Below are 24,744 nucleotides of genomic sequence, written 5' to 3'. Positions count from 1 at the left end.
GCATGAAGACGCTGACCCAATCCCCGACCGACCCGGCATTCGTGCAAAACCCATACCCCTTTTATGACAGCGCACGTCAGTCGGGCGATCTGTTCTACTGGAAAGACTACGGCCTTGTCGCGGCTGTCTCGCACAAAGCGGTGCAAATTCTGCTGCGCGATCGGCGCTTCGGGCGTGAAATCCCGGCGGAACTTGCAAAACCCGGCCCAGAGCATCTTGCACCCTGGCTAGAAGTCGAATCCCATTCGATGTTAGAGCTTGAACCCCCGCGTCATACTCGATTGCGTTCTCTGGTACTGCGGGCGTTTACCTCTCGCGCGATCACGGCACTTGAGGGGTCCACTGAACAGTTGTGCCACGATTTGATCAAGCAGTTCCCCGCTGGCCCCTTCGATCTGCTGGAGGCCTATTGCACCCAGGTCCCCGTGATCACGATCTGCCGTCTGCTTGGTGTGCCAGAAGACATGGCACCGCAACTGTTGCAGTGGTCGCACGCCATGGTGGCCATGTATCAGGCAAACCGGACGCGCCAGACCGAAGACGAAGCCGTCCGTGCCACACAAGCCTTTACCACCTATCTCGAAGAATACATCGAAAAACGCCGCACTGACCCGCATGACGATCTGATCACCCGGTTGATCGCGGCAGAGGAAGATGGTGAAAAACTCTCGCGGGACGAGCTGATCACGACCTGCATTTTGTTGCTGAACGCCGGTCACGAAGCCACCGTGCACGCCATCGGCAATGGCGTGAAGACTATGTTGACGACGGGTACACAGCAGTATGTCCTGACGCCCGGCACCATCGACGGCGCAGTCGAGGAAATCCTGCGTTTCGATCCACCACTGCACATGTTCAGACGCTATGCCTATGAAGATATTGAACTCTTCGGTCACCGCTTTGCGCGTGGTGACGAAGTTGCCTTGCTTCTGGGCGCAGCCAATCGCGACCCTGCTGCTTGGTCCCAACCCGATACATTCGACCCAATGCGAGATGTAAGCGCCAATGCTAGCTTTGGTGGTGGCCTTCACTTCTGTGTAGGCGCTCCGCTGGCCCGGCTTGAGATGCGGATCGCCCTGCCCATGCTGTTCCAGCAATGCCCAAAGCTAAAGCTGACGGCAGAGCCGCAATATTCGGACAGCTACCATTTCCACGGGCTGACCAAACTCATGGTAACGGTCTGACTTAATATCCTGTCAAGAAACCCGGAACCGTTCTTCATCTGGCCATAAATATCTTGGGGGAGTCGCCTTCGGGCGGCGGGGGCGGCGCCCCCATTCACGCTTCAAACTATCCGACAGACTTCAATGGCAGCATTGTGGTCGATTTGATCTCTTCCATCGAAAGCAAGGCTGTGACGTTGTGCACCCGTACCTCTGAAATCAACGCCTGATAAAACGCATCATACGCACGCGCGTTCTTGACGCGCACTTTCAGAATGTAATCGATGTCTCCAGCCAAACGGTGCGCTTCCTGAACCTCTGGACGATCGCGCAACGCTTTCAGGAACTTCTGCTGCCACTCAGCCTCATGTTCCGACGTACGGATCAGCACAAAGAATGTGGCCTCAAAGCCCAACGCTTCGGCATCCAGCAATACGGTCTGCTGGCCAATGACCCCTGCCCCCTTCAGCTTGCGAATGCGATTCCAAACCGGCGTCTTGGAGCTCCCTACACGGGCTGCGATTTCGTCAAGCGACTGGCTGGCATCCCGTTGCAGCTCGGCTAGAATTTTCCGATCCGTGTCGTCTATTCGCACCGACATTCCAATTTCCCTTCCAATTCAGAACAAACCTTCTTCCACTCGCCGCAGATAGAACATCTGTTCTTATTTCTTCACGCATATGGCGATTTGGCGGGAATATTTCCTATATTGGCACACAAGTCAATTCAGTCACGAGATGATCCGATGCAGGTCAAACAAACAAATATGCGCATTCACAAACCCGGCGTCGCCCGAGTTGCGCAATACCCGCACAAAGTCTCGGTTTTCAATAAGGAGCTTGCCTGATGGCCCGCGCTTTTACCCCCAAAGTCGTCACCGCCAACGACTTGTTGGAAGGTGATGTGATTTACCAGACCGAAGATGACCGGTGGTCGCGCGAGTTGTCCGATGCCGAACTGATCACGGACGAAGCCCACGCTCAGGTTCGTCTGCTGGATGCCGCGCGTCAGGCCAACAAGATCGTCGGTGCCTATCTTGCCGACGCGGTGGCCGGAGAAAACGGCCCCGAACCCACCCACTTTCGGGAGGATTTCCGCCGGACTGGTCCGTCCAACTATGCCCACGGCAAACAGGAAACCTCCCCGCAGCCTCGGGCCTGATCTCAGGCCATTCTCTCTCCCCTTCAAGGCCCCGGGTCCGGGGCTGCAACTAAGGACAGCTAAACATGTATCGCTACTCCGAGTTCGACACAGCATTTTTGGCAGAACGCAACGCGCAGTTCCGTGCGCAGGTTGAGCGTCGCATTGACGGTTCGCTGACTGAAGACGAATTCAAGCCACTGCGCCTGATGAATGGTCTGTATCTGCAATTGCACGCTTATATGCTGCGGGTCGCTATTCCATATGGCACGCTGTCCAGTGCTCAGATGCGTCAGCTCGCTTTGCTGGCCGAGAAATGGGACAAAGGTTACGGCCATTTTACCACCCGTCAGAACATTCAGTACAACTGGCCGAAGCTGAACGACGTGCCGGATATGCTGGACGCACTGGCCGAGGTTGGCATGCACGCCATCCAGACCTCGGGTAACACCATCCGCAACGTGACCGCCGATCATTTCGCCGGTGCCGCCGCGGATGAGGTCGCTGATCCGCGCCCCTATGCCGAACTGCTGCGCCAGTGGTCAACCGACCACCCTGAATTCCAGTTCATGCCCCGCAAATTCAAGATCGCCATCACCGGCAGCGAGAATGACCGCGCCGTGATCAAGGCGCATGACATCGGCCTGCAACTGGTCGAGCGTGATGGCGTTCTGGGTGCCCGCGTCATCGTTGGCGGTGGTCTGGGCCGTACGCCCATGATCGGCAAAGAGCTATCGGAATTCGTCGCCTTTGACGACCTGCTGGCCTATCTTGAGGCCACCGTTTCCGTGTGGAACCAGATCGGCCGTCGCGACAACAAGTACAAGGCGCGCATCAAGATCACCGTGCACGAGCATGGCATCGACGCCATCCGTGCCAAAGTGAACGAGCGATTCCTGAAGGTTCGCCCGCAATTCAAAGGCGCGGATATGAGCCTGCTGGAAGAAATCAAAGGCCACTTTGCGCCTCCAGCCTTCCGTGATGGTTCGGTTGCCTCGTTCGAGAGTGCCTACACCAACGATCCGGTCTTCCGTTCGTGGGTCGACACCAACATCGCGCCGCACAAAAACGCGGACCACGCGATCGTCACGATCTCGATCAAGAAGCACGGCCAGACGCCGGGCGATGCGACTGCAGAGCAGATGCGCGTGATGGCCGATCTGGCCGAAGAGTTCGCCTACGACGAACTGCGTATCAGCCATGAGCAGAACGTAATCCTGCCGCATGTCCACAAATCCGACCTGCCCGCGATCCACGCAACGCTGAAAGAACACGAGCTGGCCACCGCAAATATCGGCTTGATCAGCGACATTATCGCCTGTCCCGGTATGGATTACTGCGCACTGGCGACGGCACGTTCGATCCCCGTGGCGCAGGAAATCGCGACCCGGTTCGAAGACCTGAAACTGGAGCATGATATCGGCCACCTGAAGATCAAGATCTCGGGCTGCATCAACGCCTGTGGTCACCACCATGTGGGTCACATCGGCATTCTTGGCCTGGACCGCGCTGGCGTCGAAAACTACCAGATCACTCTGGGTGGTGACGGTACCGAATCCGCAGCCATCGGTGATCGTACTGGCCCGGGCTTCGCCTATGACGAGATCGTTCCGGCGGTCGAGCGCATCGTCGACACATATCTGGAGCAGCGCGACAGCGCTGAAGAGACCTTCTTGCAGACCTATCGCCGCGTTGGCATGGCACCGTTCAAAGCGGCGCTCTACCCCGAGGCACAGGCCAATGCCGCTTGACCTGATCCAAACGGAACTGGGGGCTGACCGCGCCGAACTGACCGAAAAGGTCGAGGCGCTGAACGCCCGCTTCCGCCACCACAGTGCCCATGATGTGATGCATGGCGCATTGGACGAGATCGAGGAGCTTGCTCTGGTCTCCAGCTTTGGCGCGGAATCGGTGGTGTTGCTGCATATGGCTGCAGTGGTCGACAAGATGACCCCAGTGCTGTTCGTGGACACCCAAATGCTGTTTGCCGAAACGCTGGAATACCAGCAGGAGGTCAGCGAGCGTCTGGGCCTGCGCAATGTGCAGATCATCCGCGCCGAGGATGAAGATGTTCAGCGCGACGATCCTTATGGCGCGTTGCGTCTGTGTGACACCGATGCCTGCTGTAACCTGCGCAAGACCTTCCCGCTGCAGAAAGCTCTGACTGGGTATTGTGGCTGGATCACTGGGCGCAAACGGTTTCAGTCCGGCACCCGTGCCGCGCTGGACTTTTTCGAGGTCGAGGACGGAACCGGCCGGATCAAGGTCAACCCCTTGGCCCACTGGGCGCCCAACGATGTGCGCGCCTATATGGAAGAAAACAACCTGCCCCGGCATCCGCTGGTGGCCAAAGGATACCCCTCGATCGGCTGTGCGCCCTGCACTTCGCCGGTCAAAGAAGGCGAAGACCCCCGCGCCGGGCGCTGGCGCGATCAGAACAAGGAAGAATGCGGCATCCATTTTGTTGATGGAAAAATGGTGCGCATCGGAGAGAAAACATGAACGTAATCGTAAACGACGAGGGCTTTGCCCCCGATGATTGGACCGATGGCTATGTCACGCTGGACGATGCAGCGAATGACGTGGTTGCACTGGATATCGCCTCGGACACTGACCCCGATGAACTGTTTGACCGGCTGGGCAGCGCCCAGATGGTGCGCGTGGACTTTCCATCCTCAGCGGATGGGCGCGGCTTTACGATCGCGCGCGTTCTGCGTCTGAAAGGTTATACAGGTCGCCTGCGGGCAAAAGGCCATGTTCTTGCAGACCAATACGCCATGGCGCGTCGTAGCGGCTTTGACGAAGTCGAAATTGATGACACCTTGGCGAACCGGCAGCCCGAAGATCAGTGGCTGGCCCGGGCCAATTGGCAGGACAACAACTACCAGGCCCGCCTGCGCGGCTGACCCGCCATCGCCAACCTGTGATACGAAAGGGGCAATCTGCCCCTTTTCCTGACTTGGATCAAAGATTAAACGGAGATGTCGGTTTAGCAGACCGGTAGTGAAACGATGACAGAGATGAAACCCGTGAGTGAAGCAACCGCCGTTAAGGCCCCTGTCCTGCCCGATGCCCAGACCGTGACCGAGGTCAAGCACTGGACCGACCGCCTGTTTTCTTTCAAGGTGTCGCGCCCGGCTTCCTTGCGCTTTCGCTCGGGTGAGTTCGTTATGATCGGCCTACTGGGCGATAATGGCAAACCGCTGTTGCGCGCCTATTCCATCGCCTCGCCTTCATGGGATGAGGAACTGGAATTCTACTCGATCAAAGTGCAAGACGGCCCGCTGACCTCAAAACTGCAGCACATCCAGCCTGGTGATCAGATCATCCTTCGGCCCAAACCCGTCGGCACGCTGGTGCATGACGCATTGCTGCCCGGCAAGCGCATCTGGTTCTTCGCCACCGGCACAGGCTTTGCGCCCTTCGCGTCGCTGCTGCGTGAACCGCAGACCTATGAGGATTATGACGAGGTTATCATCACCCATACCTGCCGCGACGTAGCTGAATTGGATTACGGTCGCGAGTTGATCGAGAGCGTCAAACAGGACGAGTTGCTGGCCGAACTAATTGGTGACGGTTTCGCCGACAAGATTCGCTATTATCCCACCACCACGCGGGAAGAGAGCCCAAAGATGGGCCGTATAACCGAGCTGTTGAAAGACGGCACCGTATTTGCCGATCTGGGCATCGAAGGTGGTATCAAGCCAGATACTGATCGCGCGATGGTTTGTGGCAGCCTTGCCTTCAACCATGACATCAAAGCAATTCTGGAAGAGTTCGGCTTGCGAGAAGGTGCAAATTCCGAACCCAAGGAATTCGTGATTGAAAAGGCATTTGTGGGCTAATGGGGTTTGCCGGTGGGGTTATCGACACCCTAAACCGGCAAAAACTCACGAAATTCATGGAAAATTCATGCGGCTTGCAATTTATGCCGCTTGAAACACCTCTCAGCCCGGTCTAAATTCCGGGCTCGAAATTCTGCAATCATCAAAGGAATGAACCCATAGCCCGCAGACCTCACAACGCGCCGCCACAGCGAGATACCGGCCCGCGCGTCAATGACAAGATCCGTGCTCCCGAAATTCGCCTGATTGGCGCCGAAGGCGAAAATGTCGGGGTGGTTCATCCCGCAAAAGCCATGCAAATGGCCGCCGACGTCGGTCTCGATCTGGTTGAGATTTCGCCCAACGCGAACCCTCCGGTCTGCAAAATCATGGATTTCGGCAAGTTCAAGTACGAACAGCAGAAACGCGAAAGCGAAGCCCGCAAGAAGCAAAAGATCATCGAGGTGAAAGAGGTCAAGTTCCGGCCCAACACCGATACGCATGACTATGACGTCAAGATGCGCAACGTGTTCAAGTTTCTTGAGAACGGCGACAAGGTCAAAGTCACCCTGCGTTTCCGTGGCCGCGAGATGGCGCACCAGAACCTGGGGCGTGAGCTGCTGGAACGTGTGGCCGAAGACGTCAAGGATCTGGGCAAGATCGAGAACATGCCCAAGATGGAAGGCCGTCAGATGATCATGATGATTGGCCCGCTGCCACAGAAGTAGGTTTTCTTTTGTAGAATGACAAAAGCCCCTCCGAAATCGGAGGGGCTTCTTTGTTTTCTGGCTTCTCGCCTAAATCAGATCACCGAGGATATCGCCCGATCCAGCTTGTCTACAAGCTCGACCAGTTGGTCATCTTCGATGATAAAGGGCGGTGCTAGGAGGATATGATCTCCGTTGCGTCCATCACGCGTTCCCGACATCGGGTAACAGATCAATCCCTCGGCCATAGCGGCCTTCTTGATCTTGGCCGCTAGGCCACGCGACGGATCAAACGGAGTTTTCGTATCCCGATCCTCGACCAACTCAATTCCTCGGAATAAGCCGCGGCCCCGTATGTCCCCGAAATTCGGGTGTTGGCCAAACTTGTTTTCCAACATGCTCTGCAATTTGCCCCCCATTACGCCGGCCCGCGCTGGCAGTTCACGAGAAGTAAGTTCCTGTACAACGGCAAGCGCAGCCGCAGTCGCAACCGGATGACCGATATAGGTGTGGCCATGCTGGAAGAAGCCCGATCCATCCCGGATCGCATCATAGATTCGACCCGAACACAGCATCGCTCCGATAGGCTGATACCCAGCCCCCAACCCTTTGGCGATACAAAGAATATCCGGCGTGACATCGTCATGATCACAGGCAAACAAATGCCCGGTACGCCCCATGCCGCACATTACTTCGTCGAGGATCAGAAGAACGCCGTGTTGATCGCAAATTTCACGGATTCGCTTGTAGTACCCCTCGACTGCCGGAACAGCCCCAAGCGTCGCACCAACCACCGGCTCCGCCATGAAAGCCATGACCGTTTCAGGCCCAAGGCGCAGGATTTCTGCCTCCAGCTCATTCGCAACACGCTGACCATATTCAAAACTGCTCTCATCCTCAGGCTTTTCGGCGTACTCATAGCAAGGAGCGATATGAGTCATCTCGATCAGCATCGGTGCAAACTGCGCCCGCCGCCATTCATTGCCACCCGCCGAAAGTGCCCCCAAAGTGTTGCCGTGATAGCTTTGTCGGCGCGCTATGACATGACGGCGTTCAGGCTGGCCGGTTTCCAGATAATACTGCCGCGCCAGTTTGATAGCAGCCTCGGTCGCCTCTGACCCGCCCGAGACAAAATAGACCCGGTCCAGTTCGCCGGGGGAGTGTTTAATCAGCAGATCGGCCAGTGCCTCGGCCGGTGCCGAGGTCATAAAGCCCGTATGCGCAAACGCAATCTGCGCCACCTGATCCTGCACCGCTTTGACCACAGCGGCGTTGGAATGGCCGAGGCATGAAACGGCAGCATCACCACAATCCAGATAGCGACGGCCGGTTGAGTCGATGAGATAACAGCCGTCACCACCAGCGGCCTCAGGCAGTTCCGACTTTGTATGGCGTGGAAATACGTGACTCATGTCGACGTCCTTTTCAGAAGATCAATCAGCGCCGCGACGGATGCGGCATTGTCAGCCCAGGTTTGTCCATCCGGACCGGCAAGGCTGTTCTCAAAACCCACGCGCACATCGCCACCCAACTGCGCGGCCATTTGCAGGCACGCATGCTCCTGCCCTCCAAAGGCACAGACCATCCATGGATCAGCGCTGTGCGGAAACACATCCAGATCATTCGGACTCGATTCCTGCGCCGTGGCATAGCGACCAAGGACAAGCAGACGGTCGACCTGATCCGATTTTACCACCCCTTCAGCCTGCCAATGGGTCAGTAACTCGACGTCAGCGACATCATAGAGGATATGCTGAACACGAGTCCCTTGTTCCGCGCATAGTGCGTAGACCTTTGGCGCAAGTTCGGGCGACCGTGCAATCTCGCGCACCGAAATCGAAGCCCAGTCCGGGCGCACATTTTGCAAACAAGCAAGTTGTGCTTGAACGCCGAAAACGCCAGCAGCTTCTGTCGTAATCTGGATGTCCATGTCAGGGACCGCAGCACGCAGTTCAGCAATGGTTTCACAATACAAACCCGCATCAAGCGAATGCTGACCCGTCTGATCACGAACATGCAGGTGCAGGCCTTGCGCACCTGCCCGATTGCACGTCTTCGCAGCTTTGACGATTTCGTCCGTTGTGATCGGCAGCGCAGGATGATCCCCATGCCCCCGCCGCGCCCCGTTCGGAGCCACCAACACATATGGCCTTCCCGCCATCCTCGAACCAGTCTCTGACATTCCGTCACCTGTTTTGCACGATCCCGAATTAGACACCCTGCCAACGTTTTCAATTTGCATTTTTCATAACATTTGTTTTTCTTACCAAATGCAACACACCTCATCCCAACTGACCGAGCAGCTTCGGCACGAAATCGACACCCTGCCTCAGCAAATGCAAGCCGCAGCGAAATACATCATCGACCACCCTGGCGATTTCGGGCTCGACCCGGTTCGGCTTACCGCCGAAAAGATCGGTGTCAGTTCAAACGTTTTGGTGCGGTTGGCACAACGCATGGGATTCGACAGTTTTGAGTCGTTCAGACGACCCTTTCGCCAAACCCTTGTCACAGACCGAGAAGATCGGCTGGGTCAGGGCTGGCTGGATCGCATGAAATCGGGGGGGCAATTCAGCGCCGCGCAAGCTGGGTTTGCGCAAAACGAACTGAACGTCGTAGCCCGCTCCTTGCGGTTGGCCGATCCTGATTTGATGCAACAGGTCACAGAGTACATGATTGCAGCTAATCGCTGTTTCCTAACCGCGACCCGGGCCAGCTATGCTTTGGCCTACTATCTCCACTATGCGGGTCGGATGGCACACCCAGGATTTCAACTTATCCCGCGACATATGGGATCAGCCATCGATGATTTGCTCGAGGCCGATGAGGCGGACTGCCTTTTCGCTATTACCGTTCACCCCTATTCCTCTGACACTATACAATCCATGCGTTTTGCGCGTAAACGCGGCATGCGCATCGTGCTATTGTCGGATAGCGACGTCATCGCCCCTGGTGTTGACCCTGACATCGTGCTGCCTGTAAGTACCCGCGCGCAACATCACTTTTCCAGCTTCTCCGGAGCGATGGCAGTGCTTGAATGCCTGCTGGGTCATCTCTTTGCCGCAGGGGGATCAGCCGCGCGTGACCGCGTGGAACGCTATCAGACAGCCAGAGAAGACACCGGCGCCTACTGGCGCCCCGCCAAGCTCCCAAGAGTTCGGAAAGAATAAAGAGCCCCGGCTTTCACCGAGGCTCTCAAAGCTGATTAACAATCAGATCAACTGCAAGCTTCGACAGCCCGTTTCGTCATAACAGTGACCAGATGCGCCCGATACTTTTTGCTCCCGTGCAGATCACCAATCATGTTCATCGGATTGATGTGCAGCCCCATCAAAGCGTCCGCGCGGAACTCTTTGTTCAGGGCCTCCTCGGCCTCTGCCCAGCGGAAAACTCCGTCCTCGCTTGCACCGGTTACTGCAACTCGAACGCCATCGGCAAACCGGGCAAGATATACCCCGACCAAAGCAAACCGAGACGCGGGCTGCAAAAACTTCTGATAACTCGCCGCCTGAGGCACGGGGAAACGCACCGAAGTGATAATCTCGCCCTCTTCCAAAGCTGTCGTGAACATGCCCTGAAAGAAGTCATCCGCCGCTATCTGGCGATTATTGGTGACAATGGTCGCGCCTGAACCCAGCACTCCCGCCGGATAACAGGCCGCTGGATCATTGTTGGCAATCGAACCGCCAATAGTGCCACGATTACGCACCGCAGGATCACCGATCTGGCCGGCCAGCGCTGCCAGCGCCGGATAGTTACCAGCAGCTTCAGCGGCCACATTTGCGTGGGTTGTTGCACCGCCTATCGCTACCGAGCCATCATCCTCGACGCAGACCCCTTTCATTTCAGCGATACCATTGACCGAAACCAGCTTGGATGGCGCGGCCAACCGCTGCTTCATTGTGGGGATCAGGGTTTGCCCACCCCCCAATGCCTGCGCATCCTCAACTTCCAACGCAGTAACCGCGTCAGCGATGGTCGAGGGTTTCTCAAACTCGAAATTGTACATTTCGTTCTTCCTTTCCGAAAAGCGCGGATCCGCCCTTCATCTGGCTATAAATATCTGGGGGAGCGGGGGGGGCTGGCCCCTCGCACCCGAACCTCTCAACCATGCATTGCTGTCCAAACACGCGATGGGCTCATCGGCATGTCAATGTGATCAACAGCCTTTCCACCCGAGTTCAGCGCATCCAGAACCGCGTTGACTACCGCAGGCGGCGAGCCAATCGCACCAGCTTCACCGCAGCCCTTCACACCCAACGGGTTGTGCGTACACGGCGTCTGGCTGGAATGGTCGACCGCATAGAACGGCAGATCATCGGCGCGTGGCATCGCGTAATCCATGAAGGATGCGCTCAGCAACTGGCCATTCTCGTCATAGGCGCAGTTTTCCAACAAAGCCTGACCGATACCCTGACCGATGCCGCCATGTACCTGACCATCCACAATCATCGGGTTAACGATGTTGCCAAAGTCATCCGCAGCGGTGAAGGCTTCGATGGTCACCTGTCCAGTCTCGGGATCCACCTCAACCTCGCAGGCATATGCCCCCGCTGGGAAGGTGAAGTTGGCCGGGTCATAAAATGCGGTCTCCTCCAGCCCCGGCTCAACCTCCAATGGGAAGTTGTGCGGTACATAGGCTGTCAGAGTCACATCACCCCAGGCCACCGACTTGTCAGTGCCCGCGACGCTGAACTGACCGTCCTTCAGCTCGATATCGGCCTCGGACGCCTCGAGCAGGTGTGCCGCGATCTTCTTGGCCTTGTCGATCACCTTTTCGGTCGCCTTAACCATGGCCGAACCACAGACCGCCAGCGAGCGTGAGCCATAAGTGCCCATGCCGAACGGGATCTTCGAGGTGTCGCCATGCACAATCTCGACCATCGACTCGTCGATGCCGATCATGTCGGCCACAACCTGCGGGAAAGCAGTCTCATGCCCCTGCCCGTGGCTATGTGCACCAACCATCACACTGATGGAACCGGTGGCGTTTACCCGCACCGTGGCAGCATCATAAAGACCCGCCCGGGCCCCCAGCATGCCGACGATGTTCGAGGGCGCGATGCCGCAGGCCTCGATATAGCAATTGACGCCTAGACCACGCAGCTTGCCATTGGCCTCGCTTTCCGCCCGCCGCGCGGCAAAGCCAGCCAAATCAGCAGCAGCCTCAAGCTTATCCATCGTCCCGTTGTAATCCCCGGTGTCGTAGGTCAGCGCCACCGGTGTGTCATACGGAAACTGGGTGATGAAATTCTGGCGACGCAGGGCGATCGGATCGACACCCAGTTCACGCGCTGCCTTGTCGATGACGCGCTCCAACTGATAGGTTGCCTCTGGCCGACCCGCACCGCGATAAGCGTCCACCGGCACTGTGTTGGTGAACATTGCCTTCACATTCACCTGAATGACCGGCGTTTTGTAGTTGCCCGCCATCAGAGTGCCATGCAGCCAAGTCGGAACCGAGCTTGAGAAGGTCGACAGATACGCGCCCAGATTGGCGTAGGTGTTAGTGCGAAGGCCTGTGAAGTTATTGTCCGCGTCCAAAGCGAGCTCAATCGTGCTGACGTGGTCGCGGCCCTGCGCATCCGACATAAACGCCTCGGACCGGCTGGCGGTCCATTTGACCGGGCGGTTGCAGGCCTTGGCAGCGAATGTACAGAACGCCTCTTCCGCGTAGTGGAAAATCTTCGTGCCAAATCCACCACCAACATCAGGCGCTACGACACGCACTTTGTGTTCAGGCAAGCCCAGAACAAATGCGCACATAAGCAAGCGGATCACATGCGGGTTCTGTGAAGTGGTGTAGAGCGTGTACTCATCCGTACCCCGGCTGTACTCGGCCACCGCAACGCGCGGCTCCATCGGGTTTGCGACCAGACGGTTATTGATCAGGTCCAGAGTGGTGACATGGGCCGCGTTGGCAAAAACCTCATTGACCTTGTCATTGTCTTCTTCGCCTAGATGCCAGTCATAGCAGATGTTGTTCTTCAGATCCTCATGGATAAGCGTAGCGCCATCCTGCGCTGCGGCTTTCATATCCAGCACGGCGGGGAGCTCTTCGATATCCACTTCAATCGCTTCCGCCGCATCGCGGGCGAGTTCAAGGCTGTCTGCGACAACGGCAGCGATGGGATCGCCTACATGTCGGACCTTGCCTTGCGCCAGAATGGGATGCGGTGGTTCCTGCATCGGGGCGCCATGACGGTCGGTTACTTCCCAGCCGCAAGGCATTCCGCCCACACCTTCAAAGTCCTTGCCGGTGAACACCTTCACAACACCCTGCATACCCTCGGCGGCAGATGTGTCGATGTTGGTGATCCGGCCATGCGCGATGTCGGACCGTAGGAAATGCACATAGGCCTGGCCATGTACGTTGATGTCGTCGGTGTAATTGCCTGCTCCGGTCAGAAAGCGTACGTCCTCGCGCCGCTTGGAACTGGCTCCGATGCCACTGTCTTTGGGCATTGCTTGTTCTCCTCCGTGGAAAAGAATTTTCGTCGAAAATTCTTAACCGCCTCACTCGGCGGCGATGCTGGAAACGTCTTGACCCGATGCGGCCATGATTGCCTTGACGATGTTGTGGTAGCCTGTGCACCGGCATAGGTTACCCTCAAGGTACTTGCGAATTTCGCCTTCGGTCGGGCGCGGGTTATCCTTGAGCAATGCTGCAGCGCTCATCACCATGCCCGGAGTGCAAAATCCACATTGCAGCCCGTGATGATCCTGAAAGGCCTGTTGGATCACGTTCAGCGTGCCATCTTCGGCCGCCTGCCCCTCGATCGTGCCCACATCCGCGCCGTCTGCTTCCAGCGCCAGCATGTTGCAGGATTTGACCGCCTCACCATTCACGTGCACCACGCACGCGCCACATTGAGCCGTGTCGCAGCCAATATGTGTGCCTGTCAAATTCAGGTGGTCGCGTAGAAATCCGGATAATAGAGTCCGCCCTTCAACATCACCGCTGACGGCAACGCCGTTCACGGTCATTGAGACCTTGGTCATAAGATCCTCCCCTTTTTTGGCTTATTTGCTAAGCCAGAGTTAAACACGGTAAATTTCGTTTGAGAACAAAAATATTTGCCTGATTTTTCCGCAGTTTCGCTGATCAGCCTTCTAACAATGATGCGTCCACCAAACAGGGCAAAATTGCCGTTGCGTCATTTACTCTTGGCAGCGCGGGGCTGTGGTCGCGTCGGGATTTCTTTTAGCAGCCCACCGACACCCATCCCCGCGATGTCCGCGCCCGTTGTTTCGATTCCGCAAGCAACACGGGACAAGACCCAATCCGCCCCGTTCAATGCTGGTGAGCGCGCGCATCCGGGCAAACCGATGATGGGGCGCCCGCCGGAAGACCCCAAAAACAACAGGTTCCCCGGATCGACCGGCATTCCAAACCGGTCGACGATACCCCCCGCCGCCCGCACAGAAGCAGGCGCCACATCATCTTTATCCGACGTGGCCGATCCGGTCAGGATCATGACGATCTCACCCCGAATGGTCGAAATCGATGCTGTTAAGTCGCCCATCCGATGCGGCACCACCTGAACATCTGACAGATTCATACCCAAAGACTCAACCCGGCTACGGATAGCAGCGATACCTTTTTCATTAGATGGCCCGCCAGCAATGTCGGTAACGATGAGACCCGCATTTTCGTATTTGGGCACCGATAAGCGAATAGCGTCCTGCGCATGACGGGCCGCACTCTCAACGTCGGATCGAGGTACGGCATAAGAAATCACCTTGATCGTCGCGACCATGCCGCCAGCCGCCATCTGCTGATATTGCGGCACCGTGGCAACCGTGATCATCGGGTTGACCTGATTGAACTTTTGCAAGGCATCGGTATCCAGCACCGCGACGCCTGGTCCATTCGCTAAAAGATTCACCCGGCCTGTAAAGGCTTCGGTGACACGCAGATTTGCCTGTGTGGGACTTGGCGCAAGCGCTTCTGCCAGCAGCGCTGCGGCTTCGTCCTCATGGCAATCACCTTGCTCCAGTCTGGCGACTGTGACCTCGGTCAGACCGGCTTGGTGCAACTCGGCTATGTGCTCGGACGAAAGCGTTATACCTTTCCTAAGCTTGCGGTTTCCCGCTTTGACGGAATGGGCCAATATCGCGCCGTTGGCGTCGGAAACGGGTACCGGACCAAACTTCACGCTCTGCCTCGCAGGACCGCCGTCATCTGCGCAAGGATCGCAACGGCTATCTCAGACGGTCCAGCCGCCCCGATATCAAGCCCAACAGGTCCGTGAATCAGTGAAATCTGGTCATCGTTGAACCCGGCCTGCTTCATCCGCTCCACGCGTTTGGCATGTGTGCGCTTAGATCCGAGTGCGCCGATGTAGAACACATCGGCCGCCAAACCGGCCTGAAGCGCGGGGTCATCAAGTTTGGGGTCGTGGGTCAGCAACACAAGCGCCGTGCGCGAGTCGAGACCCAGCTTTGATACAGCCTCATCCGGCCAATCCGTAAGGATGGTTTCTCCGGGAAAACGTGCGTCCGATGCGAAGGCCTCGCGCGGATCTATAATCGCCGGGTCATAACCCGCGATCCGGGCCATCGGCACCAGAGCTTGGGCGATGTGCACCGCTCCCACCACTATCAACCGTAACGGTGGGTTGTGGACAGCGACAAAGGTCTGCCCATCCTCTTCGAACCCGGACCTGTCCATACGCAAGCGTTCGGAATAGGCATTATGGCGCAACGCGCGCTGGCCCGTCTCGACATTGACTTCATAGGCCAAGGGTTCGCGCCGCGCCCGTGCCGCGACCAGTTCGGCCAGCATTGGTTCGGGCAGGACCTTGCCGACCGGTTCAACCAAAACCCTGATCGTACCGCCGCAGGCCAGACCGACGGCAAACGCATCCTCGTCGCTTACGCCGAACTCTAGCAGCCTTGCCTCGCCTTCCTCTATGGCTTCCAGCGCTTCGACGATCACAGCACCTTCGACGCAACCACCAGAAACCGAGCCTTCGATCCGACCATCGCCCGCGATGACCAACTGCGCGCCTACACGGCGCGGCGCGCTGCCCCAGGTCTCAACCACAGTGGCCAAAGCCGCGCCCTTCCCGGCGCGATACCATTTTAGTGCGGTTTCCGGGCTGCTATCGAATCGTTCCATTTAGACCTCCGGCCTTGCTTGGGTTCAACATAGTCAGCTTTGGAGCAATGAAAAGCGCTCAGCGGGTTGATCTTGTGGCGCTAACAAGCCGATTTTGAACTCACATTCGCAAATTGTTGAATGTTGGAAGGCGTCATTCTAGCCTGCATGCGATTCCGGGGCCTATTCGGGATCGTCCCAACATATTTCATAGCGGAGACAAACAGTTGAAACGCATTCTTACACTCGGAGCAGCGATCGGCCTGTTGACTGCCAGCACCGGCTGGGCTGACACATTTCTGAAATACGGTGAGGTCGAAGGCTGGAAGGTTTTCATCGATCAGGACAAGAAATCCTGCCTTATCGAAGCGGTTGATGACGCTGAAAATGTCGTACAGATGGGCCTGACCGAAGATCGCGGCGTTGGCTATGTGGGCGTCTTCACCAAAGCCGAGACCAACATCAAGAAAGGCGAGAAAGAGGCCGTCGCCATCCTGATCGGAGACAATATCTATGTTGGTGAGGCCACCGGCATGAAGGGGAACATCACCAAGGGTTATTCGGGCGGTTATGTCCTGTCGGACGACCCTCAGTTCGCGGATGACCTTGCCAAGAAGAAGGTAATGGTCGTGTTCCCGGAAAAAGAGTTCGCCTTCACCGTCGATCTGACCGGCACTTACAAAGCCATGGAGATGGCACGGAAGTGCAATGAAGAGCAGCTTTCGTAACAGCTAGTCGGAAAGCGCGGACATCAGCCGCGCTTTCTGCCCCTGATCATCTGGCTGTGAAATCACGGCGGCCAGATCTTCCAGCGACGCAATCGAATGCCCGGCGCGGAAGCTGTCGACATGTGGAAGCATCGTTGCAACGCCTTGCGCTTTCGGTGCGAAGCCGTCCCAACGCAGCAGCGGATTCAGCCAGATCAATCGGCGGGATGACAGATGCAGGCGCTCGATTTCTTTTTCCAACAAGTCAGGATCGCCACGTTCCAATCCATCGGTGATCAACAACACGACCGCCCCCTGCCCCATGACGCGCCGCGACCAGTCGCGATTGAACTGATGCAGGCATTCTCCGATCCGGGTTCCGCCTTCCCAGTCCTGCGCCTCGGCCCCAGCAGCGGCCAGCGCTGCATCGACATCACGTTGATGCAGATGGCGGGTGATGTTGGTCAGGCGTGTGCCAAACGTGAAGGCGTGCACTTTGGCCCAACCTGCGCCTTTGGCATTCGAAACCGCGTGTAGAAAGTGCAGAATGATGCGACTGTATTGGCTCATCGACCCGGAGATATCGCACAACGCAACCAAATTCGGCCACCGAGGTTTGGGTTGCAAGTGCGCGATATCGCGTAGTTCGCCACCCTGCCGCATCGCTGACCTAAGTGTCCGAGCGCGATCAATGCGGTGACCGAGGTGACTGGCCTGACCTCGGCGAGACTCGATGGGTTTGACCGGTAAGTTCAGGCGCGACAGCATGCGTTTGGCCTGGGCGATCTCGGATGTACTCATCTGTTCGAAATCAAGGTTGCGCAAGCGTTCTTCGGATGACGCGGTTTGGGTCGCGTTGATCTCGATCTCGCTTTCCTCTTGTTGCTCGGTTGATTCTGGCAAGTCGCGTTCGACGCCATCCAACAACGCCTCAGCCGCGCGCTTTTCAGCCGCATCCGCTTTGCGCTCCTCCTGAACACCGCGAATGGCGGGCAACATCATGGACATCATATGTTCTAGATACCGCGGATCGCGCCAATAAAGGCGGAAGACTTGAGCAAAAACCGTTCGATGTTCCGGCCGGTTCACGAAACAGGCATGCAGCGTCCAGTAGAAATCTCTTTTCTCAGTGAACCCCGCAGCCTGCACGGCGCGGATCGCGTCAACCACGCGCCCAGTTCCTATCGGCAGTCCGGCCTTGCGCAAAGCGCGCGCAAAATGGGTGATGTTCTGGGCCAGTTTGGGATTGTCCGGGATATCGAGTGGGAGTTGTTCGGCCATCAAACCCCCAAAGTATTTTCGAGCATATGAAGCATCAAGCTGGTTCGAGATCGGCTTTCGCCTGATCGAGAATGCGTTTGGCCTCGGACCCCTGCAACTTTTGGATGTCGTCCTGGTATTTCAGGATGGCGCCCAACGTATCGCCGATCACTTCGGGACTAAGGTTGATAACGTCCAGCGCCAGCAGGCACTTGGCCCAATCGATAGTCTCGGCCACCCCCGGTTTCTTGAACAAATCTTCAGTGCGCAAGCGCTGAACAAAGGCGACCACCTCACGGCTCAGCGCTTCTGCCGCTTCGGGAGCCCGTGCGTGCAGGATTTCGATCTCGCGCGCAAAGTCAGGGTAATCAACCCAATGATACAGGCAGCGGCGTTTCAGCGCGTCGTGTACTTCGCGCGTGCGGTTCGAGGTGACGATCACGATCGGCGGTTCAGGCGCTTTGACAGTACCTAACTCAGGGATCGTTACCTGAAAGTCACTGAGCGCCTCCAGCAAGAAAGCCTCAAAGGGTTCGTCGGTCCGGTCCAATTCGTCAATTAGCAATACAGGTGCCCCATTGGCATCCGGACGCATGGCCTGCAGCAAGGGGCGTTCGATCAGATAATCATCCGAGAACAGCTCGGTCTGCAACGCGCCTCGGTCCGCCCCACCCGACGCTTCTGCGGTTCGGATTGCCACCATCTGGGCGGGGAAATTCCACTCATACACAGCGGAAGAGGCATCAAGGCCTTCGTAGCACTGCAACCTGATCAAGCGCCGCCCCAATCCTGTGGCGAGTGCCTTAGCGATCTCAGTCTTGCCGACGCCCGCCTCGCCTTCCAGAAATAGAGGTCGACCAAGTTTCAGCGAAAGAAACACAACCGTCGCCAAAGCCCGGCCACAGACATAACCCTCAGAGCCCAAAAGCTCTTGCACGGCATCGATGGAGTTTGGCTGTGTCATGAGTTCCCCTTTTTCCTGCGCCCCAACAGGTCATGACCACAACCAGAGGTCAAGACCACCATCCGTCAGTGACTTACGGCGATCTGTCTCATCGGCAAGGGCAAGAGGGTCTTTCACCACCCAAGCGGCTGTGTTAGCCGGGGGCCATGACCCAATCCCTGACGATCCGCCGCCCCGATGACTGGCATTTGCATCTGCGCGATGGCGCGATGCTGCAAGCCGTCTTGCCTGAAACCGCGCGCCATTTTGCCCGTGCCATCATCATGCCGAATCTGGTTCCGCCCGTTGTCAAAGGTGACGACGCAGCAGCTTATCGGGACCGCATCCTTGCTGCTCTGCCTGAGGATATGACGTTTGAGCCGCTGATGACGCTCTACCTGACCGAAGACACGGACCCGGCGGATGTGGCCGCCGCACATGCAAGCGGGCTGGTCAAGGCAGTCAAACTGTACCCGGCTGGGGCAACAACCAACTCGTCTTCTGGCGTTCGCGATTTCGACAAGGTACGCCCGGTGCTGGAGAAGATGGCCGAGATCGGTCTGCCGCTATGTGTGCACGGCGAAGTCACGGATGCCGAGATCGATATATTCGATCGCGAGGCGGTGTTCATCGACCGCGTTCTTGATCCGATTCGCAAAGCAACACCCGGACTGCGCGTGGTGATGGAGCACATCACGACGTCAAACGGCGTGGATTACGTCAAGGCGAATGATAAAGATTTGGGTGCGACGATTACAACGCATCACCTGATCATCAACCGCAACCACATCCTGGTGGGCGGTATCAAGCCGCATTATTACTGCTTGCCGGTCGCCAAACGCGAAGAGCATCGGCTGACACTGCTGACCGCCGCGACATCGGGCGATGCGCGTTTCTTCTTGGGCACAGACAGCGCGCCGCACACGGATGCAAACAAGGAAATGGCCTGTGGCTGCGCCGGCTGTTTCACTGCAACTAATACAATGTCACTACTGGCCGAAATGTTCGAGCGCGCAGATGCGTTGGACAAGCTAGAGGCGTTCGCGTCACTCAACGGCCCGGCCTTCTATCGCCTGCCAGTGAACGAAGAGACCATCACGCTGACCAAAGGCGATGAGGTCGTCTATCCGGCCAAAATCGAAAGCGGCGACGGCCCCGTGACCGTATTCGATCCGGGCTTTCCACTGCATTGGCGCGTCGCTTAATCAGTTAGCCTTTCAGCCAAATCCGCTGCGCGCCCGCCGGTGCGCAGCATCGACCAGATGGCGTCCGCCTCATCCCCCCCGATCAGCTTCGCCGCTTTCTCCCTGACGCGATCTTCGCGATCCGATAGAGACATCGGAGCCAGCAGATCATGGCTGGCCTCGCGGCGCGCGCCGTCCCGGCGTAACAGGGACAGATGGGCTTGTGTCTCGGATAGACTCTCATCCGCCTCGACCGTGATCCGGTCCCTTAAGGATTGCAGTCTTGGATCAGCACAAATCTTGTCGGAATAGCTCCCTGGCAGAGCTGTATCGTAGCCCATTGCCTGCATTGCGATCACGGTACGATAGGAAAACTTCGCTCCTAACCCACTGGTCGGCTGCAGTTGATTGCACACACTCATCCAGCGGGGGTGGGTTTTGATCTTGATCTCGGCCACCTCGGGCTCGGCGATGTCGAGATCGCGCGCAGCCTCAAGCGCCGCGTGCAGGCCATGGCAGCAAGCGTGGAATTTGTGTCTGATGCTTTCGAACAGCCACTCGTCCCCCAAACCATCAAGCGCAGCAGCTAAATCGTCAGCCCCCAAATGTGTCGCCCCAAACCCAAACGGGCCTTCCAATGCGTCAGCACCGGGTTGAAAGCCGTTGCGGATCAACTGGGCGGCCTCAACACCGTTCGAGGCTGCAAGCCCAGCGTTATAGGGTTTACCCATTGTCCCAAACTGTGATTTCTGCCCTGAGGCCCGGGTCGCGGTTAGCCCCAACAGGTCACGCATCTGCTTTACGTCAAATGCCATAATCCGACCCGCAGCCACCGCAGCCCCAAACGCGCCAGCCGTGGCTGTTTGGTGAAAACCAGCCTGATAATGACCACGACCAAGCCACAAACCGATGCGGATCGATAACTCCATTCCCACTAGCGCTGCCTCAAGCAGATCGACCAGAGGTCGGTCTTCCCACGCCGCAAGAGCAAGGGCTGCAGGAAAAACAGCAACCGATGGATGACCGATATGAGCGAAATGCGTGTCGTCATAATCAAGCGCATGAGAAATGGTACCATTCACCAGCGCCGCTGCGCGTAGCGGCGCATCACCGCCTCCGAACAAACGCGCCTGTGCGGCACCGCTCTCGGAAAGAACCATCTGACGTATGATGCGGGAAACCGGCTCATCTGCGCCTGCCCGCCCCACAGCAAGCCAGTCCAACGCGGATAGAGATGTCACAATACGAGCCTGCGCCGTGGTCGACACAGAACCAGCAGCAAACTCGGCAAGGGCATTTGTCAAATCGGTCATGTGGCGCAGTCTAGCGCGCGCCGCTCGGGCGTAAAGCCTCAGCCGTACAGGACGGCAGCACGTTGTTCAAATGCTCGGACGATACGGTGCATGGCTTCGTTGAAAACCACGCCAATGATTCCTTGCAGAACCGCGTTCTTGAATTCGAAATCAACGTGGAACGAGACGTTGCAGCCATCATCCGTATCTTCGAACTCCCAATCCGAGCGCATATATTTGAAGGGGCCGTCCAGATACTCGGTATCGATCCGTTTAAGCTCATCAAATAGCGTGACCCGACTGCCAAAGCGTTCGCGGAACACCTTGAATGAAATCACCAGATCCGCCTCCATCACCTTGCCATCTCCGGCTTGATAGGTCCGACGAATGCGGGCCGCCGCGCACCATGGCAGGAACTCGGGGTATTTCGCCACATCCGCGACCAGATCATACATCTGCTGAGCGGTGTAAGGCAGCGGGCGGGTCTCGGAATGGGTTGGCATGATATCCGGGATTAACTGGTGACAATGGCGCGTGATTTCGTATGTTGCGCGCCAAAGATCAAGGGGGCAGCGATGAGCCAGCGCGCATATGTGATAGATGAGATGATCTCGGCCAAGGCAATTGCTGCCCGGATCGAAGAGCTTTGCCGCGAAATAACGGCTGAATTCGGCGGCACCGACAAGCTGGTCGTTGTCGGCCTGCTGCGCGGCAGCTTCGTCTTTATCGCTGATCTGGTGCGTGAGCTGGACCTGCCCATCGAGGTCGATTTTCTTGAGGCATCATCCTACGGAGACTCGATGGAAAGCAGTCGAGAAGTTCGTATTCTTAAGGACTTACGCGGCGCTATTGAAGGGCGCGATGTTTTGGTGGTCGAGGATATCGTGGATACTGGCCATACCCTGAACCACGTCTCCAAGCTGCTCCGCACCCGCAAGCCGCACCGGTTGAAATCCATCGCCCTTCTGGACAAACCCAGCCGGCGCGAGGTTGATTTCCGCTCGGACTGGATCGGGTTTGAAATCCCTGATGAATTTGTCGTGGGTTATGGCATCGACTATGCGCAGCGCAATCGCAACCTGCCGTTTATCGGCAAGGTTCGATTTGTCGAAGATCAGGACTGATGAGTCTGCGCCACTTTGTTCGCATGTCAAAATGGGGGCGAAACCCGCCCTCGGAACGGCGCGTGAAACTGGTGTTTGGCGCAATCCTTATCTGCCTGATGATTGCCGGAATTGAATATTTGGGGTGGTGGCCCGAATGGGCAGAAAGCCAGCCCAGAAAACTCAGGCCTTGAGCGTTTGTTCGATAGCAGCCAGAAAAATATCTGTCCCGATCGGGATCAAAGCATCCGGGAAATCATAGTCGGGGTTGTGTAGCTGCGGATGATCCCGCCCCGCGCCTAGCCAGAACATGGCGCTTTTGGCGCCTTTTCCGAACTGCCCGAAATCTTCCGAAAACCTTTGTGGGGTCGCAACCAGCTTGCAAGGAATGTCGCGGCTTTGGCAGGCCTCTGACAGGATCTGCACGGCTTCGCCCGCATTTGTGCAAGCTTCAAACACATCGTCATAGGTGATTTCAACACCTAAACCCTGTGCCTGAGCACGTGTAGCCACCAGCTGTTCTGCGTCGCGGATCAGGCTTGCCATCCGGCTGTCCGAGACCGTGCGCAGGGTCACCCACAGTTCGGCCTGACCGGGTGCGATACCAAAAGTGGCCTCACCCAGCCTAGCATGGGTTACCGTTGTCAGCGCATATTCTGCATCCAGCGCCCCACCCTGCCCCAGAATGGCCAAAGCAGGCATAAGCTCTGCCAACGCACCGGCTGGCGACACTCCATCCTGAGGGGCCGCCGCGTGAGAGGTTTTGCCCGTCAAAACAATTCGCATCCCACGCGAGGCGCAATTCGCCGGACCCGAGCAAAGCTCAACCCCGCCCAATTCCAAACCCGGCAAATTGTGCAAAGAAAACACATAGTCCGGAGCGATATCCGCAAACTTGGGATCAGCACGATAGGCAATCGCACCTTGACCGGTTTCTTCGGCGGGTTGAAAAATCAGAACCACCCGCCCATTGGTCGGACGCTTGTCCCCCAATACAAAGGCAACACCAAGCACCATCGCCATATGGCCATCATGCCCGCAAAGATGCCCCTTTCCGGGATGTTGCGACGCGTATCGGGCACTTGAGATTTCCTGGATCGGTAAACCGTCCAATTCACACCGGATTCCGATGGTTGGTCCGGGCTGTCCGCTATCATAAACCGCCGCGACACCGTGGCCACCGATACCTGTCAGAACCGCATCAGGATCACACGCCTGAAGCAAGTTCGAGATACTCGTCGCGGTTCCACGTTCCTCGCCCGATATCTCAGGCACTTGATGCAGTTCATGGCGCTTTTCGGTAAGCCAGGATTGAAGTTCGGGTTTCACCTCTGGTTCAACTTCTTTTGTCGAGCTTCGCGCAAACGGGCGAAATCATCGCCCGCATGGTAAGACGACCGGGTCAAAGGAGTTGCCGAGACCATAAGGAAACCTTTTCCGAACGCAGCTTTTTCATAGGCCGCAAACTCTTCGGGTGTAACAAAGCGGTCAATGCCATGATGCTTGGGTGTTGGCTGCAGATACTGGCCGATAGTCAGAAAATCGATATCCGCCGCGCGCATGTCATCCATGACCTGACGAACTTGCTGCTCGTCCTCGCCCAGTCCGACCATTATGCCGGATTTGGTGAAAATGGACGGGTCCATCTCTTTGACCCGCTGCAGCAAGCGCAATGAGTGGAAATATCGCGCACCGGGACGCACCTGAGGATATAGGCCCGGCACCGTTTCAAGATTGTGATTGAACACATCTGGCTTGGCCTCGACAACAATCTCAAGCACCGAGGGATCGCATTTCAGGAAATCCGGCGTCAGAATCTCGATCGTAGTCTTGGGCGAGCGGTGTCGCACCGCACGGATGGTCTGTGCAAAGTGATCGGCGCCTCCATCGAGCAGGTCATCCCGGTCCACGGATGTGATGACCACATGGTTCAAGCCCAGCTTCTGCACCGCATGCGCCACGCGACCCGGTTCAAATGCATCCAGAGTATCCGGCTTACCGGTCGCGATGTTGCAGAATGTACAGCCGCGCGTGCAAATCTCGCCCATGATCATCATGGTCGCGTGACCCTGGCTCCAGCACTCACCTACATTCGGGCATCCGGCTTCTTCGCAGACAGTGACCAGATTGTTGTCACGCATGATCTTATGCGTCTCGGCATAGCCCTTGCCACCCGGCGCTTTGACCCGAATCCAGTTCGGTTTGCGCGGAGCCGCATTGTCAGGTCGATGCGCCTTTTCGGGGTGTCTTTGCTCGGGTATTTTCAGATCACGCACGGCTGGCTTTCCTGACTTTGGGTCAATTTTCTTTGTTCATAA

Annotated in this window: 25 protein-coding genes; 11 read left to right on the top strand and 14 right to left on the bottom strand. The window is 57.1% G+C overall.

From position 1 onward, the window contains the following. Nucleotides 1-2 precede the first annotated feature (2 nt). The gene (locus tag ACRZ9U_RS00595) at nucleotides 3-1,184 is read left to right on the top strand and encodes a cytochrome P450 (protein WP_170406423.1); all 1,182 of its coding nucleotides are present in this window, start codon (nucleotides 3-5) and stop codon (nucleotides 1,182-1,184) included. A gap of 106 nt (nucleotides 1,185-1,290) precedes the next feature. Here ACRZ9U_RS00595 and ACRZ9U_RS00590 read toward each other — a convergent pair whose 3' ends face one another. Further along, nucleotides 1,291-1,764, bottom strand: a complete 474-nt coding sequence (locus ACRZ9U_RS00590; RefSeq protein ID WP_010439761.1) for an Lrp/AsnC family transcriptional regulator — start codon at nucleotides 1,762-1,764, stop codon at nucleotides 1,291-1,293. 245 nt (nucleotides 1,765-2,009) lie between these two features. Between ACRZ9U_RS00590 and ACRZ9U_RS00585 the strand changes: the two genes are divergently transcribed. The 6 genes from ACRZ9U_RS00585 to infC all read left to right on the top strand — a co-directional run bounded on the left by ACRZ9U_RS00585 (nucleotide 2,010) and on the right by infC (nucleotide 6,855). After that, a complete protein-coding gene (locus ACRZ9U_RS00585) occupies nucleotides 2,010-2,324 on the top strand; it encodes a DUF2849 domain-containing protein (RefSeq protein ID WP_170393224.1) in 315 nt (104 codons plus the stop codon). A gap of 65 nt (nucleotides 2,325-2,389) precedes the next feature. Beyond that, on the top strand, nucleotides 2,390-4,054 hold the full coding sequence (locus ACRZ9U_RS00580) for a nitrite/sulfite reductase (protein WP_170405457.1): 1,665 nt from the start codon (nucleotides 2,390-2,392) through the stop codon (nucleotides 4,052-4,054). Further along, nucleotides 4,044-4,805, top strand: coding sequence for a phosphoadenylyl-sulfate reductase (locus ACRZ9U_RS00575; RefSeq protein WP_170405454.1), 762 nt, complete (start codon nucleotides 4,044-4,046; stop codon nucleotides 4,803-4,805). Before ACRZ9U_RS00580 ends, ACRZ9U_RS00575 begins: the two co-directional genes overlap by 11 nt. After that, entirely contained in the window at nucleotides 4,802-5,209 is a 408-nt protein-coding gene (locus ACRZ9U_RS00570) for a DUF934 domain-containing protein (RefSeq protein ID WP_170393227.1), read from the top strand. Before ACRZ9U_RS00575 ends, ACRZ9U_RS00570 begins: the two co-directional genes overlap by 4 nt. Before the next feature lie 105 nt (nucleotides 5,210-5,314). Next, nucleotides 5,315-6,148 (top strand): ferredoxin--NADP reductase, encoded by an 834-nt coding sequence (locus tag ACRZ9U_RS00565; RefSeq protein ID WP_170405452.1) that lies wholly within the window; start codon nucleotides 5,315-5,317, stop codon nucleotides 6,146-6,148. Nucleotides 6,149-6,264: 116 nt separating this feature from the next. Further along, complete coding sequence (infC, locus tag ACRZ9U_RS00560) at nucleotides 6,265-6,855, top strand: translation initiation factor IF-3 (protein WP_310793657.1); 591 nt, start codon at nucleotides 6,265-6,267, stop codon at nucleotides 6,853-6,855. A 74-nt stretch (nucleotides 6,856-6,929) separates the two neighbouring features. On the opposite strand, the gene ACRZ9U_RS00555 is transcribed toward infC, so the two are convergent. Further along, a complete protein-coding gene (locus tag ACRZ9U_RS00555) occupies nucleotides 6,930-8,246 on the bottom strand; it encodes an aspartate aminotransferase family protein (protein WP_170405449.1) in 1,317 nt (438 codons plus the stop codon). Next, nucleotides 8,243-9,016, bottom strand: coding sequence for a beta-keto acid cleavage family enzyme (locus ACRZ9U_RS00550; protein ID WP_170405446.1), 774 nt, complete (start codon nucleotides 9,014-9,016; stop codon nucleotides 8,243-8,245). The genes ACRZ9U_RS00555 and ACRZ9U_RS00550 overlap by 4 nt, the downstream gene beginning before the upstream one ends. A gap of 88 nt (nucleotides 9,017-9,104) precedes the next feature. On the opposite strand from ACRZ9U_RS00550, the gene ACRZ9U_RS00545 reads away from it, so the two are divergent. Further along, nucleotides 9,105-10,004, top strand: coding sequence for a MurR/RpiR family transcriptional regulator (locus ACRZ9U_RS00545; RefSeq protein ID WP_170405443.1), 900 nt, complete (start codon nucleotides 9,105-9,107; stop codon nucleotides 10,002-10,004). 47 nt (nucleotides 10,005-10,051) lie between these two features. Here the strand turns inward: ACRZ9U_RS00545 and ACRZ9U_RS00540 are convergent, their stop codons facing one another. The 5 genes from ACRZ9U_RS00540 to ACRZ9U_RS00520 all read right to left on the bottom strand — a co-directional run bounded on the left by ACRZ9U_RS00540 (nucleotide 10,052) and on the right by ACRZ9U_RS00520 (nucleotide 15,958). Next, entirely contained in the window at nucleotides 10,052-10,843 is a 792-nt protein-coding gene (locus ACRZ9U_RS00540) for an FAD binding domain-containing protein (RefSeq protein WP_170405440.1), read from the bottom strand. 95 nt (nucleotides 10,844-10,938) lie between these two features. Further along, a complete protein-coding gene (locus tag ACRZ9U_RS00535; protein WP_170405437.1) occupies nucleotides 10,939-13,299 on the bottom strand; it encodes a xanthine dehydrogenase family protein molybdopterin-binding subunit in 2,361 nt (786 codons plus the stop codon). A 51-nt stretch (nucleotides 13,300-13,350) separates the two neighbouring features. Then, entirely contained in the window at nucleotides 13,351-13,836 is a 486-nt protein-coding gene (locus ACRZ9U_RS00530) for a (2Fe-2S)-binding protein (protein ID WP_170393234.1), read from the bottom strand. A gap of 155 nt (nucleotides 13,837-13,991) precedes the next feature. Continuing rightward, nucleotides 13,992-14,993, bottom strand: coding sequence for a molybdopterin-binding protein (locus tag ACRZ9U_RS00525; RefSeq protein ID WP_170405434.1), 1,002 nt, complete (start codon nucleotides 14,991-14,993; stop codon nucleotides 13,992-13,994). Beyond that, on the bottom strand, nucleotides 14,990-15,958 hold the full coding sequence (locus tag ACRZ9U_RS00520) for an XdhC family protein (RefSeq protein ID WP_170405431.1): 969 nt from the start codon (nucleotides 15,956-15,958) through the stop codon (nucleotides 14,990-14,992). Before ACRZ9U_RS00520 ends, ACRZ9U_RS00525 begins: the two co-directional genes overlap by 4 nt. 206 nt (nucleotides 15,959-16,164) lie before the next feature. On the opposite strand from ACRZ9U_RS00520, the gene ACRZ9U_RS00515 reads away from it, so the two are divergent. Next, complete coding sequence (locus ACRZ9U_RS00515; protein WP_170393237.1) at nucleotides 16,165-16,665, top strand: hypothetical protein; 501 nt, start codon at nucleotides 16,165-16,167, stop codon at nucleotides 16,663-16,665. 3 nt (nucleotides 16,666-16,668) lie between these two features. Here ACRZ9U_RS00515 and ACRZ9U_RS00510 read toward each other — a convergent pair whose 3' ends face one another. Next, a complete protein-coding gene (locus ACRZ9U_RS00510; protein WP_480901219.1) occupies nucleotides 16,669-17,925 on the bottom strand; it encodes a vWA domain-containing protein in 1,257 nt (418 codons plus the stop codon). Nucleotides 17,926-17,959: 34 nt separating this feature from the next. Further along, nucleotides 17,960-18,868, bottom strand: a complete 909-nt coding sequence (locus ACRZ9U_RS00505) for an AAA family ATPase (protein ID WP_170405427.1) — start codon at nucleotides 18,866-18,868, stop codon at nucleotides 17,960-17,962. A gap of 146 nt (nucleotides 18,869-19,014) precedes the next feature. On the opposite strand from ACRZ9U_RS00505, the gene pyrC reads away from it, so the two are divergent. Then, complete coding sequence (gene pyrC / locus ACRZ9U_RS00500; RefSeq protein ID WP_170405424.1) at nucleotides 19,015-20,052, top strand: dihydroorotase; 1,038 nt, start codon at nucleotides 19,015-19,017, stop codon at nucleotides 20,050-20,052. Here the strand turns inward: pyrC and ACRZ9U_RS00495 are convergent. Continuing rightward, nucleotides 20,049-21,344, bottom strand: coding sequence for an MmgE/PrpD family protein (locus ACRZ9U_RS00495; RefSeq protein WP_170405421.1), 1,296 nt, complete (start codon nucleotides 21,342-21,344; stop codon nucleotides 20,049-20,051). The two genes, pyrC and ACRZ9U_RS00495, sit on opposite strands and share 4 nt — an antisense overlap. A 38-nt stretch (nucleotides 21,345-21,382) precedes the next feature. After that, nucleotides 21,383-21,826, bottom strand: coding sequence for a type II toxin-antitoxin system RatA family toxin (locus ACRZ9U_RS00490; RefSeq protein WP_170405416.1), 444 nt, complete (start codon nucleotides 21,824-21,826; stop codon nucleotides 21,383-21,385). A 72-nt stretch (nucleotides 21,827-21,898) separates the two neighbouring features. Between ACRZ9U_RS00490 and hpt the strand changes: the two genes are divergently transcribed. Further along, entirely contained in the window at nucleotides 21,899-22,447 is a 549-nt protein-coding gene (gene hpt, locus ACRZ9U_RS00485; RefSeq protein WP_010439696.1) for a hypoxanthine phosphoribosyltransferase, read from the top strand. Nucleotides 22,448-22,609: 162 nt separating this feature from the next. Here hpt and ACRZ9U_RS00480 read toward each other — a convergent pair whose 3' ends face one another. Together ACRZ9U_RS00480 and lipA are read right to left on the bottom strand one after the other, a co-directional pair. After that, nucleotides 22,610-23,755: an amidohydrolase gene (locus ACRZ9U_RS00480; RefSeq protein WP_170405413.1), complete on the bottom strand. Its 1,146-nt coding sequence runs from the start codon at nucleotides 23,753-23,755 to the stop codon at nucleotides 22,610-22,612. Then, nucleotides 23,752-24,702: a lipoyl synthase gene (gene lipA, locus ACRZ9U_RS00475; protein WP_170405410.1), complete on the bottom strand. Its 951-nt coding sequence runs from the start codon at nucleotides 24,700-24,702 to the stop codon at nucleotides 23,752-23,754. Before lipA ends, ACRZ9U_RS00480 begins: the two co-directional genes overlap by 4 nt. Between the last annotated feature and the right edge of the window lie 42 nt (nucleotides 24,703-24,744).

It is taken from the genome of Ruegeria sp. D7 (assembly GCF_056534355.1).
The sequence above is the reverse complement of the archived record's forward strand: the minus strand, read 5'-3'. Positions and strand labels throughout refer to the sequence as shown.

Bases quoted from the DNA above. Each gene is read 5' to 3' on its own strand.
- ACRZ9U_RS00595 (WP_170406423.1), top strand. From the start codon at position 3: ATGAAGACGCTGACCCAATCCCCGACCGACCCGGCATTCGTGCAAAAC.
- ACRZ9U_RS00590 (WP_010439761.1), bottom strand. From the start codon at position 1,764: ATGTCGGTGCGAATAGACGACACGGATCGGAAAATTCTAGCCGAGCTG.
- ACRZ9U_RS00585 (WP_170393224.1), top strand. From the start codon at position 2,010: ATGGCCCGCGCTTTTACCCCCAAAGTCGTCACCGCCAACGACTTGTTG.
- ACRZ9U_RS00580 (WP_170405457.1), top strand. From the start codon at position 2,390: ATGTATCGCTACTCCGAGTTCGACACAGCATTTTTGGCAGAACGCAAC.
- ACRZ9U_RS00575 (WP_170405454.1), top strand. From the start codon at position 4,044: ATGCCGCTTGACCTGATCCAAACGGAACTGGGGGCTGACCGCGCCGAA.
- ACRZ9U_RS00570 (WP_170393227.1), top strand. From the start codon at position 4,802: ATGAACGTAATCGTAAACGACGAGGGCTTTGCCCCCGATGATTGGACC.
- ACRZ9U_RS00565 (WP_170405452.1), top strand. From the start codon at position 5,315: ATGACAGAGATGAAACCCGTGAGTGAAGCAACCGCCGTTAAGGCCCCT.
- ACRZ9U_RS00555 (WP_170405449.1), bottom strand. From the start codon at position 8,246: ATGAGTCACGTATTTCCACGCCATACAAAGTCGGAACTGCCTGAGGCC.
- ACRZ9U_RS00550 (WP_170405446.1), bottom strand. From the start codon at position 9,016: ATGTCAGAGACTGGTTCGAGGATGGCGGGAAGGCCATATGTGTTGGTG.
- ACRZ9U_RS00545 (WP_170405443.1), top strand. From the start codon at position 9,105: ATGCAACACACCTCATCCCAACTGACCGAGCAGCTTCGGCACGAAATC.
- ACRZ9U_RS00540 (WP_170405440.1), bottom strand. From the start codon at position 10,843: ATGTACAATTTCGAGTTTGAGAAACCCTCGACCATCGCTGACGCGGTT.
- ACRZ9U_RS00535 (WP_170405437.1), bottom strand. From the start codon at position 13,299: ATGCCCAAAGACAGTGGCATCGGAGCCAGTTCCAAGCGGCGCGAGGAC.
- ACRZ9U_RS00530 (WP_170393234.1), bottom strand. From the start codon at position 13,836: ATGACCAAGGTCTCAATGACCGTGAACGGCGTTGCCGTCAGCGGTGAT.
- ACRZ9U_RS00520 (WP_170405431.1), bottom strand. From the start codon at position 15,958: ATGGAACGATTCGATAGCAGCCCGGAAACCGCACTAAAATGGTATCGC.
- ACRZ9U_RS00510 (WP_480901219.1), bottom strand. From the start codon at position 17,925: ATGGCCGAACAACTCCCACTCGATATCCCGGACAATCCCAAACTGGCC.
- ACRZ9U_RS00505 (WP_170405427.1), bottom strand. From the start codon at position 18,868: ATGACACAGCCAAACTCCATCGATGCCGTGCAAGAGCTTTTGGGCTCT.
- pyrC (WP_170405424.1), top strand. From the start codon at position 19,015: ATGACCCAATCCCTGACGATCCGCCGCCCCGATGACTGGCATTTGCAT.
- ACRZ9U_RS00495 (WP_170405421.1), bottom strand. From the start codon at position 21,344: ATGACCGATTTGACAAATGCCCTTGCCGAGTTTGCTGCTGGTTCTGTG.
- ACRZ9U_RS00490 (WP_170405416.1), bottom strand. From the start codon at position 21,826: ATGCCAACCCATTCCGAGACCCGCCCGCTGCCTTACACCGCTCAGCAG.
- hpt (WP_010439696.1), top strand. From the start codon at position 21,899: ATGAGCCAGCGCGCATATGTGATAGATGAGATGATCTCGGCCAAGGCA.